The following is a 10,124-nucleotide window of genomic DNA, read 5'->3' as shown; positions in this document are numbered from 1 at the left end:
GGGGGCGGGGGGGGGGGGGCGCGCCGCCCCCCCCCCCCCCCCGCCGACGCCGGTCCTCGGCCGAGGGTGAATCCATCGATGAGGGCCGCTACCGTGGGTCCATGCCGCCGATCCGCGTCCTGTTGGTCGACGACCACGAGATGGTGCTCCAGGGCGTGTCCGCGATGCTGTCCCGCTTCCCCGAGCGGGTGCAGGTCATCGGCACGGCGACCGAGCTGCCGTGCGCGGTACGCGCTGTCACCGAGGCGCGCCCGGACATCGTGCTCTGCGACGTGCGGCTGCGCCGGGCGAGCGGGCTCGACGTCTGCAAGGCGATCCGCGAGGTCGACGACCGGGCGAAGGTGGTCTTCCTGACGGTCTACGACGACGAGCAGTACCTCTACCAGGCGTTGCGGGCGGGCGCGTCCGGTTACCTGCTCAAGCGGGTGGACGCCCGGGAGCTGGTGCGGCACCTGGAGAACGTGGGCCTGGGGGAGATCGTCATCGATCCCGGCCTCGCCGGGCGGATCGCCGCCTCCGCCGCGCACGTGCAGCGGGGGGAGTTCTGGCCGGGTGCCCGGCTGGGCCTGACCCAGCGGGAGAGCGAGGTGCTCGGGCTGCTGGTCGGCGGGCTGTCCAACAAGGCCATCGCGGCCCGGCTCGTCGTCAGCGACGACACGGTCAAGACGCACCTGCGGGGCCTGTACCGCAAGCTGGAGGTCCGGGACCGCGGGGGCGCGGTTGCGACCGCGTTGCGGGAGGGCCTGTTCCACTGATGGACGCCCTGATCGCCGCGGTGACGCGGCCGGTGACCGGTGAGCCGGCCCTGACCACCATGCTGGCCGAGGTCGCGAGGCTGCTCACCGACGCCCTCGGCGCCGACGGGTGCCTGGTCTTCCTCGCCGAGAGCGGCGGTGACCTGGTGCTGGCGGCGAGTCACCCCCGTGTGGCCTCCACCGGCCCGCCGGTGCGGGTGCCGGAGGGATCCGGCCTCGCGGGGCGCGCGGCGGCGGACGGGGTGCCGGTGTCCTGCGAGGACGACAGCCCGCGGCATCCGGGGCACCGCGAAGTGCTCGGCCTGGGGGCGGGGCAGACGGTGTCGCGGCTGTGCGTACCGGCGCGGGTGGCCGGCGGAGGCAGCTGCGCCGTCCTGGCCGTGCACAGCCGTACGCGCCGGGAGTTCGGCGGGGCGGAGGTGGACGCGGCGCAGCGGGTGGCGGATCTCGTCGGCCTGCGGGTCTGCGTGGCGGCCGCGCTCGCGACGATGCGCGACCACCAGGACGAGTGGGACGCCGTCGTGGCCGGCGCCGTCGCGGCCCAGGAGGCGGAACGCCGCCGGGTGGCCGCCGACCTGCACGACGGGCTCACCCAGGCGATCGCCAGCCTGACGTTCCACCTCTCGGCGGCGGACGTGGCCCTCGGCGACGGCGACGTGGGTTACGTGGCCGAGCAGGTGGCGGCAGCCCGTTCCCTCGCCGACCTGGCGCTGGGCGAGACCCGCAGCGCCATCACCGGGCTGCACAGCCCGGTCCTGGACGACCAGGGGCTGGCGGCCGGGCTGGCGGCCATGGCGCGGGCGGTGCCGGGGTTGCGGGTCGAGGTCGACGCCGCCGAGTTCCCCGTACCGCACCACGTGGGTACCTCGCTGTTCCGCATCGCCCAGGAGTCCGTGCAGAACGTCGTCAAGCACGCGGGGGCGAGCCGGGCCGTGATCCGCCTCGCCAAGCACGGTCACATGGTCATGCTCAGCGTCACGGACGACGGCTGCGGGTTCGACGCGCCGGGTCAGGCCTCGACCTACGGGCTGCGGGGCATGGCCGAGCGGGTGCATCTGCTGGGCGGCCGGCTGCGGATCGGGTCGCAGCCGGGCGAGGGCACCACCGTCGAGGTGACCGTGCCGACCGTGCTCTGAACGCTCAGCCGGCGCGCCGGCGTTGCTCCATCAGCCGCAGCACCATCGGGGTCAGGATCAGCTGCATGGCCAGCTCCATCTTGCCGCCGGGCGCGACGATGATGTTGGGCCGCGACATGAAGGAGTCGTGCAGCATCGCCAGCAGGTACGGGAAGTCGATGCCCTTGGGGTCCGCGAACCGGATGACGAGGAAACTCTCGTCGGCCGTCGGGATGTGGCGGGCGATGAAGGGGTTGGAGGTGTCCACGGTGGGCACCCGCTGGAAGTTGATGTGTGTACGCGAGAACTGCGGGCAGATGTAGTTCAGGTAGTCCGGCATCCGGCGCAGGATGGTGTCGACGACCGCCTCGCTGCTGTAGCCCCGCGCGGTGCGGTCGCGGTGCAGCTTCTGGATCCACTCGAGGTTGATGATCGGTACGACGCCGACGGCCAGGTCGGTGTGCCGGGCGACATCGATCTTGTCGGTGACGGCGGCGCCGTGCAGCCCCTCGTAGAACAGCACGTCCGTGCCGGGCGGGATGTCCTCCCACGCGGTGAAGGTGCCGGGCGGCTGCCCGTACGGTCCCGCCTCCTCGTCGTCGTGCAGATACTTGCGCACCTTGCCGGAGCCGGTCTCGGCGTAGCCCCGGAACAGCTCCTCGAGCTCCTCGAGAAGGTTGGCCTCCGGGCCGAAGTGGCAGAAGTGGTGGTTGCCCTCGGCCTCGGCCCGAGCCATCTCGGCCTGCATCGCGGTCCGGTCGAAGCGGTGGAACGAGTCGCCCTCGACCACCACGGGAGTGATGTCCTCGCGGCGGAAGATCTGCTGCATCGTCCTGGTGACCGACGTCGTGCCGGCACCGGACGAGCCGGTGATGGCGATGACCGGGTGTCTGACTGACAAGGCGGCTGCTCCTAGCGTCACGTACGGAACAGAGAACGGGTGTTGAACAGTGAGAAGTCGTCGTCGGGCAGCCCGGCGCGGTCGCGGTGGTAGCGCTCGATCCGGGCCACCTCCTGGCGCGAGCCGAAGATCAGGGGAGCCCGCTCGTGCAGGCTGCCGGGCACCTGGTCCATCAGCCGGCGCCGGCCGGTGCTCGCCAGCCCGCCGGCCTGCTCGACGAGGAATGCGACCGGGTTGGCCGCGGACAGCAGGCGGGGACGGTCCGGGCGGCCGGCGGCACCGTCGTCCGGGTCACCCTCGCCCGGGTCGAGGAAGACGCCGCCGCGGGTGAGGATGCGGAACGTCTCGGCGACCAGGCAGGCGACCCAGCGCATGGTGAAGTCGACCTCCCGCGTCCCCGAGCGGCCGGCCAGGCACTCGGCGACGTACCGCTGCACGGGCGGTTCCCAGAAGCGCTCGTTGGAGGCGTTGATGGCGAACTCGTTGGTGGTCTCGGGTATCCGCATGCGGGGATGGGTCAGGACGAAGGCACCGATGTCGCGGTCCAGTGTGAAGCCGTCCACGCCGTCCCCGGTGGTGAGCACGAGCATCGTCGCCGGTCCGTACAGCGCGAACCCGGCGCAGACCTGCTCGGCGCCCGGTTGCAGGAAGTCGGCGACGCCGGCCGGCTCGCCCGGGCGGGGGCTGCGCAGGATGGAGAAGATCGTGCCGGCCGCCATGTCGACGTCGATCCCGCCGGAGCCGTCGAGCGGGTCGAAGACCAGCAGGTACTTCCCGCGCCGGTACGACGGGGGGATCGGGTGGATCTCCGGCATCCGGCCGGACGCCACGGCCGCGAGGTGGCCGGCCCACTCGGTCTCGCCGATCATCACGTCGTTGCTGATGACGTCGAGGTTCTTCGGCGCACCCACCAGCGCACCCTTGTTCACCTGGTTCGCGATGATCTTCACGGCCGTGCTGATCGCGTTCAGCAGGCCGGAGAAGTCACCGGTCGAGTCGAGATGCCGGTGCTCCTGCTCGATGGTGTAGCGGGTCAGGGTCTTGTGCACCTCGGGCACGGCGGCCTCCTTCGCCAGCGATGGAGGCGACGCTAGGCGGGACGGCGCCGTCAGGCCTCACCCGTACGGGGGGCCGTGGGGGTGAGCGTGCCGCGGCGAGCGCGGAACGCCAGCTCACCGGCGGAGCCGGGATGTGTGATGTGGTCGAGGAACAGCCGCGCGGTGGCGGTGGGAGCGGCGGCGGTGACGGCGTGCCACGGCCGGTCCAGCGGCGTTCCGCGCACCGGTACGCGCTGCAGCGATCCCTGCCGCAGGTGATCGGTGACGGCATCGGCGGACACCAGCGTGACCCCCAGGCCGAGCACGGCCGAGGCGACGACGGCGCCGTGCGACCCCAGTGCCAGGGTCGGCGGCCTCAGCTGCAGGGAGTCGAGCAGCGCGAGGGTGGTGTCGCGGGTCCCGGAGCCCGGTTCGCGCAACAACCAGGTCGTGGCCGAGAGGTCCGGCGCCGGGCCCGGTGCGGCCACGACGATCAGCGCGTTCGGCCGGGTGGCCCGGGTGGTCAGGCCCCGTCCGGCCCGCGGACGGCCGCCGATGACGATGTCGAGGCGGTGGTCGGCCAGGAGGGCGGAGACCCGGTCCCGGACGCCGACGTCCAGGGTCACCTCGACCCGGGGATGACGGGTACGGAACGACGCCAGCAGCCCCGGCACCAGGTACTCGCCGGCGGTCGTGACGGCGCCCAGCCGGACCCGGCCCCGCTCGGGGTCGCCGCTCTCCCGGGCGGCGCCCGTCCCCTCGTCGATCAGGCCGAGGATGCGGCGCGCATAGCCGGCGAAAACCCGTCCGGACTCGGTGATGCGCAGTCCCCGGCCGTGCCGCTCGAACAGCGGGACGCCGAGCTCGCGGTGCAGGGCCGCCAGCGCGGCGGACACGGCCGACTCGGTCACCGACAGCCGCTCGGCCGCGGCCCGTGCCGAGCCGTGGTCGACGACCGCCAGGAAGGTCTGGAGCCGGGCGGGGGTCACGGCTCGCCACCTTAGTCAAGCGATTGCTCATGTGTCCACGGCAAACACTCGCTGGACGGCTCAAGGTGTGACGGGAGACCGTGTACCCGTGCCCGGGGCATCCGGGCCGAACCAGCCAGGAGGAGCCAGTGTCGATCGACCTGACGTCCGGCGAGGCCGAGCCGGCCCGGTGGGATCCGGGTGTGCACAGCTACGCCAGCATGGGCTACTACGACGCCGACTACCGTCCGAAGGACACCGACGTGCTGGCCCTGTTCCGGGTCACCCCCCAGCCGGGCGTCGACCCGGTGGAGGCCGCGGCGGCGGTGGCGGGGGAGTCGTCCACGGCGACCTGGACCGTGGTGTGGACCGACCGGCTGACCGCGAACACGCACTATCAGGCCAAGTGCTACCGGGTCGACCCGGTGCCCGGGCGCGAGGGGGAGTACTACGCGTACGTCGCCTATGACATCGACCTGTTCGAGGAGGGCTCGATCGCCAACCTCACGTCGTCGATCATCGGCAACGTGTTCGGCTTCAAGCCGCTGAAGGCCCTGCGCCTGGAGGACATGCGCATCCCGGTCGCGTACGTGAAGACGTTCCAGGGTCCGGCGCACGGCATCGTGACCGAGCGCGAGATCCTCAACAAGTTCGGGCGCCCGCTGCTGGGGGCGACGATCAAGCCGAAGCTGGGCCTGTCGGCGCGCAACTACGGCCGGGTGGTGTACGAGGCCTGCCGGGGCGGCCTGGACTTCACCAAGGACGACGAGAACATCAACTCCCAGCCCTTCATGCGCTGGCGCGACCGGTTCCTCTACGCGATGGAGGGGGTGAACCGGGCGACGGCGCAGACCGGCGAGACCAAGGGGCACTACCTCAACATCACCGCCGCGACCGTCGAGGACATGTACGAGCGCGCCGAGTTCGCCAAGGAGCTCGGCAGCGTCATCGTGATGATGGACCTGACCGTCGGCTACTCGGCGATGCAGTCGATGGCGCACTGGGCCCGCCGCAACAGCGTGCTGCTGCATCTGCACCGGGCCGGGCACAGCACGTACACCCGGCAGAAGACGCACGGGGTCAGCTTCCGGGTCATCGCCAAGTGGTGCCGGCTGATCGGCGTCGACCACGTCCACGCCGGCACGATCGTGGGCAAGCTCGAGGGCGACCCCGCCACCACCAAGGGGTTCTACGACACGCTGCGCCTCCCGCACGTCCCGGCCGACCACGGCAACGGGATCTACTTCGACCAGGACTGGGCGAGCATGCCGGGCGTCATGCCGGTCGCCTCGGGCGGCATCCACGCCGGGCAGATGCACCAGCTCGTCGACCTGCTCGGCGAGGACGTCATCCTGCAGTTCGGCGGCGGCACCATCGGCCACCCGCTGGGGATCGCGGCCGGCGCCGAGGCCAACCGGGTGGCGCTCGAGGCCGTCATCAAGGCCCGCAACGAGGGACGCAACCTCGTCAAGGAGGGCCCGGACATCCTGCGGACCGCCGCCCAGCGCAACCGGCCGCTCGAGGTGGCGCTCGCCACCTGGGGCGACGTCACCTTCGACTACGCCGCGACCGACGCCCCCGATGCCGTACCCACCCCGAGCGTCTAGGAGCCGCCATGTATCTGCGCCACGGATCGTTCTCCTACCTGCCGGAACTGACCGACGACGAGATCGGCGCGCAGGTCCGCTACGCGCTGCTGAACGGCTGGCCGGTCTCGGTGGAGTACACCGACGACCCGCACCCCCGCAACGTCTACTGGGAGCTGTGGGGACTGCCCATGTTCGACCTGGCCGAGCCGGACGGCGTCCTGCGGGAGATCAACGACTGCCGCGCGACGTTCCCGCAGCACTACGTCCGGGTGCTGGCCTACGACGCGAGCCTGGGCCGGCAGACGACCGCGATGAGCTTCGTGGTCCAGCGCCCAGCCGAGGAACCCGGCTTCCGGCTGGACCGCAGCGAGGGCAGCAACCGGGTGCAGCGGTACGCCGTGCACTCGTACGCCACCGAGGCACCGGCCGGCGCCCGCTACGGCCGCGGCGGTGGGGACGTACGGTGACGACGCCGGGATTCTCGATGCACCGCCCGGGGACCCCGGCGACCGCGGCGGAGGCGGAGCCGGAGACGCCGGTCCTGGACCCGCAGGCCAAGGTCGACATCCAGGCCGACGAGGCCGCCGCGCGGGTGCGCGAGGTCCTGGCCGCCGTCGACTCGGACCTCGTCGGTCTCGCCGGGGTCAAGCGGCGCATCCGGGAGATCGCGGCCCTGCTCATGGTCGACCGCGCACGCGCGCGGTTCGGTCTCTCGGCGAGCAGGCCGTCGCTGCACATGAGCTTCGCCGGCGGGCCGGGCACCGGCAAGACCACCGTCGCCCTGCGGATGGCCGAGATCCTGCACGCGCTGGGCTACCTGCGGGCGCCGCGGGTGCACCCGGTCACCCGCGACGACCTGGTCGGCCAGTTCATCGGGCACACCGCGCCCAAGACCAAGGAAGCCCTGGCCCGGGCGGCCGGCGGCGTGCTGTTCATCGACGAGGCCTACTACCTCTACCGGCCGGACAACGAGCGCGACTACGGGCAGGAGGCCATCGAGATCCTGCTCCAGGAGATGGAGTCCGCCCGGGCGTCGCTGGTGGTGATCTTCGCCGGCTACGAGGACCGGATGGAGACGTTCTTCTCCTCGAACCCCGGACTGAGCTCGCGCGTGGCCCACCACATCCAGTTCGAGGACTACGCCACCGACGAGCTGGCCGAGATCGCCGAGCTCATGCTCACCCGCGACGACTACTGCTTCACCGAGGCGGGCCGCGCGGCCTTCCTCGAATATCTCGAACGCCGGCGGACGATGCCGCGGTTCGCGAATGCGCGCAGCGTCCGCAACGCGCTCGAACGGGCCCGGCTGCGGCAGGCGAACCGCCTGGTGGCACTCCCCGGTCAGGTCGGCCGGGACGACCTCGTGCTGATCACCGAGGAGGACATCCGCCGCAGCAGGATCTTCGCGACCACCCTCGACGGTGCCTGACCGGGGGTGACTCACCTCATGGCCGGTCCGACAGGCCGGCCGGCCATGAGGTGCTCTCCGCCGGCTTGTCCCGGCACGCGAGCTCGGCGACGACAGGGGCGCAGAGGTCGGCCACCGATCGGAGGAAGAGCCGCTCGGTCTCGGTGAATTCGTGCCCGCCGGTGTCGTGGATGACCGCGATCGCCCCCACCGGTACGTGCCGCACCATCAACGGCACCGCGGCGAAGGCCCGGCCCCACAACCGGCCCGCGGTGGGATACGTGGTCCGGATCTCCGGGAGCGACGACAGCCAGATCGACTCCTCCCGGGCGATGGCGTCGGTCAGGGGATATCGCGGACCTACCAGCAGCGTGCCGCCCCGGTGGACCACGCCACCGGCCCGGAACTCCATCATCGCCATGGCACCCCGGTGGTGCCGTAACTGCCCGAGCACCGCGCTGTCGGCTCCGGTGGCCGCGATCGCCTGGGCCAGCGCCAGCTCGAGGACGTCGACGTCCCCCGGCGCTGCCGCGATCGCCTGCAGCAACAGCTGGAGCCGGGCCAGCAGTCCGGTGGCAGCGAAGTCGTCGTCCGGCATGGAAATCGGACCCTCCCCAGGTGCGGTGGAATCCCCCGCTCCAGGCATAGTGCCTGAGATCGGCCGTACCATCGCCATCCTTCACCCGAACGGTTGCGTCGCCGCAAACGATTTAGCACGACCGGCGGGGCGTGCCGCCGTCATGGGGCGAGCTGCTCGCCGGCGTCGGCGAGAATCGCGTTGAGCGCGGCCACATGGGTCTTGAGCGCCCGTCGGCCGGCCGGGGTGAGCGCGAGCCAGGTCCGGGGGCGGCGGCCGACGTATCCCTTGCGGACGGCGACGTAGCCGGCGGTCTCGAGCGCGGTGGCGTGCTTGGACAGGTTCGAGTCGGTCAGCCCGACCGCGTCCCGGACGCCGGCGAAGTCGGCCTCCGTCGTGGCGGCGAGGAAGGCCACCAGGGACAGCCGGGTCATCGTCGACAGGACCGGGTCCGGCCGCACGGGATCGGATCGCTCTTTCACGCCCGGCGGCCGTGCCACCGGTTGAGGGCGAACGCGGCCGCGACCAGGTAGACGGTGGTCGCGACGCCGGCCGAAGCGGCGACGGCCTGGCGGGTCCGCACGTCGATGTCCGCCAGGGCGGCACGCGCCGCGCGGGCGTCATGGTCGGTCATGGCACTCTCCCGAGGGGTAGTACTTTCTACCTGGAAAGCTCTTGCCAGGATGTTTATCACAGTCCCGGCGGTCCGCGCTATGGCTAGGGTCGAGAGGATCAAGCTCGATCCGGCATCCTTCGAGGACAGGGGAATGGCTATGGCGCAGGCACCGGTCACCGTGACCGTCACCGGGGCGGCGGGGCAGATCGGCTACGCCCTGCTGTTCCGCATCGCGTCCGGGCAGATGCTCGGCCCCGACCGGCCCGTCAGGTTGCGCCTGCTCGAGATCCCGGCCGCGGCGCGGGCCGCCGAGGGCACGGCCATGGAGCTCGAGGACGCCGCTTTTCCCATGCTCGCGGGCGTGGACGTGTTCGACAGCGCCGGACCGGCGTTCGACGGGGTGAACATCGCCCTGCTCGTCGGTGCGCGGCCGCGTACCCGGGGGATGGAACGCGGTGATCTTCTCGAGGCCAACGGGGGCATCTTCAAGCCTCAGGGCGAGGCGATCAACGCCGGGGCCGCCGCGGACGTCAAGGTTCTCGTGGTGGGCAACCCGGCCAACACCAACGCCCTGATCGCGCAGTCCCATGCCCCCGACGTGCCGGCGGAACGCTTCACCGCGATGACCCGGCTGGACCACAACCGGGCACTGGCGCAGCTCGCCCGCAAGCTCGGCGTGTCGGTGTCGCAGCTGACGAGGGTCGCGATCTGGGGCAACCATTCGGCGACGCAGTACCCCGACGTCTTCCACGCCCGGCTCGACGGGCGCAGCCTGACCGACCTCGCCGAGGACCGGTCGTGGCTGGCCGACGAGTTCATCCCCCGGGTCGCCAAGCGCGGAGCGGAGATCATCGACGTGCGCGGCGCGTCCTCGGCCGCCTCGGCCGCCTCCGCCGCCATCGACCACGTCCACGACTGGGTCGACGGCACCGCCGACGGGGACTGGACCTCCGCCGCCGTGGTCTCGGACGGCTCCTACGGCGTACCCGCGGGCCTGATCTCGTCGTTCCCGGTCATCGCCCGCGGCGGTCGCTTCGAGATCGTGCCGGGGCTCGAGATCCACGACTTCTCCCGCTCGCGGATCGACGCGTCCGTGGCCGAGCTGGTCGAGGAACGCGACGCCGTGCGCCGCCTCGGCCTCATCTGAGCACCGGTACG

The 10,124-nt window shown here is 71.9% G+C and carries 12 protein-coding genes; 6 read left to right on the top strand and 6 right to left on the bottom strand.

Annotation, left to right across the window (positions count from 1 at the left end):
* The first annotated feature begins 101 nt into the window (after nt 1–101).
* On the top strand, nt 102–755 hold the full coding sequence (locus AB0368_RS27815; RefSeq protein ID WP_366156925.1) for a response regulator transcription factor: 654 nt from the start codon (nt 102–104) through the stop codon (nt 753–755).
* On the top strand, nt 755–1,891 hold the full coding sequence (locus AB0368_RS27810; protein WP_366156924.1) for a GAF domain-containing protein: 1,137 nt from the start codon (nt 755–757) through the stop codon (nt 1,889–1,891). Before AB0368_RS27815 ends, AB0368_RS27810 begins: the two co-directional genes overlap by 1 nt.
* 4 nt (nt 1,892–1,895) lie before the next feature.
* Here AB0368_RS27810 and AB0368_RS27805 read toward each other — a convergent pair whose 3' ends face one another.
* From AB0368_RS27805 to AB0368_RS27795, 3 genes are read right to left on the bottom strand one after another with little or no spacing between them, the layout of a single operon-like run.
* Nucleotides 1,896–2,771, bottom strand: a complete 876-nt coding sequence (locus tag AB0368_RS27805) for a phosphoribulokinase (RefSeq protein ID WP_366156923.1) — start codon at nt 2,769–2,771, stop codon at nt 1,896–1,898.
* Between the two features lie 17 nt (nt 2,772–2,788).
* Nucleotides 2,789–3,829 carry a class 1 fructose-bisphosphatase gene (locus tag AB0368_RS27800; protein WP_366156922.1) on the bottom strand — a complete coding sequence of 347 codons (1,041 nt, stop codon included), beginning with the start codon at nt 3,827–3,829 and terminating at the stop codon, nt 2,789–2,791.
* A gap of 50 nt (nt 3,830–3,879) precedes the next feature.
* The gene (locus tag AB0368_RS27795) at nt 3,880–4,797 is read right to left on the bottom strand and encodes a LysR substrate-binding domain-containing protein (protein WP_366156921.1); all 918 of its coding nucleotides are present in this window, start codon (nt 4,795–4,797) and stop codon (nt 3,880–3,882) included.
* Nucleotides 4,798–4,925: 128 nt separating this feature from the next.
* Between AB0368_RS27795 and AB0368_RS27790 the strand changes: the two genes are divergently transcribed.
* The 3 genes from AB0368_RS27790 to AB0368_RS27780 are packed head-to-tail and all read left to right on the top strand — an operon-like array spanning nt 4,926 to nt 7,794.
* On the top strand, nt 4,926–6,383 hold the full coding sequence (locus AB0368_RS27790; protein WP_366156920.1) for a ribulose-bisphosphate carboxylase large subunit: 1,458 nt from the start codon (nt 4,926–4,928) through the stop codon (nt 6,381–6,383).
* Between the two features lie 8 nt (nt 6,384–6,391).
* A complete protein-coding gene (locus AB0368_RS27785) occupies nt 6,392–6,832 on the top strand; it encodes a ribulose bisphosphate carboxylase small subunit (RefSeq protein ID WP_366156919.1) in 441 nt (146 codons plus the stop codon).
* On the top strand, nt 6,829–7,794 hold the full coding sequence (locus tag AB0368_RS27780; RefSeq protein ID WP_366156918.1) for an AAA family ATPase: 966 nt from the start codon (nt 6,829–6,831) through the stop codon (nt 7,792–7,794). Before AB0368_RS27785 ends, AB0368_RS27780 begins: the two co-directional genes overlap by 4 nt.
* A gap of 16 nt (nt 7,795–7,810) precedes the next feature.
* Here AB0368_RS27780 and AB0368_RS27775 read toward each other — a convergent pair whose 3' ends face one another.
* The 3 genes from AB0368_RS27775 to AB0368_RS27765 form a co-directional block, all read right to left on the bottom strand.
* Entirely contained in the window at nt 7,811–8,371 is a 561-nt protein-coding gene (locus AB0368_RS27775; protein ID WP_366156917.1) for a GAF domain-containing protein, read from the bottom strand.
* Between the two features lie 140 nt (nt 8,372–8,511).
* The gene (locus tag AB0368_RS27770) at nt 8,512–8,832 is read right to left on the bottom strand and encodes a transcriptional regulator (RefSeq protein ID WP_366156916.1); all 321 of its coding nucleotides are present in this window, start codon (nt 8,830–8,832) and stop codon (nt 8,512–8,514) included.
* Nucleotides 8,829–8,984 (bottom strand): hypothetical protein, encoded by a 156-nt coding sequence (locus tag AB0368_RS27765; protein WP_366156915.1) that lies wholly within the window; start codon nt 8,982–8,984, stop codon nt 8,829–8,831. Before AB0368_RS27765 ends, AB0368_RS27770 begins: the two co-directional genes overlap by 4 nt.
* A gap of 139 nt (nt 8,985–9,123) precedes the next feature.
* Between AB0368_RS27765 and AB0368_RS27760 the strand changes: the two genes are divergently transcribed.
* Nucleotides 9,124–10,113 (top strand): malate dehydrogenase, encoded by a 990-nt coding sequence (locus tag AB0368_RS27760; protein ID WP_366156933.1) that lies wholly within the window; start codon nt 9,124–9,126, stop codon nt 10,111–10,113.
* The last annotated feature ends 11 nt before the right edge of the window (nt 10,114–10,124 follow it).

The sequence above is a fragment of the Actinoplanes sp. NPDC051475 genome (genome assembly GCF_040689425.1).
Lineage (GTDB): Bacteria > Actinomycetota > Actinomycetes > Mycobacteriales > Micromonosporaceae > Actinoplanes.
This window is presented reverse-complemented; position numbering and strand designations above follow the sequence as displayed.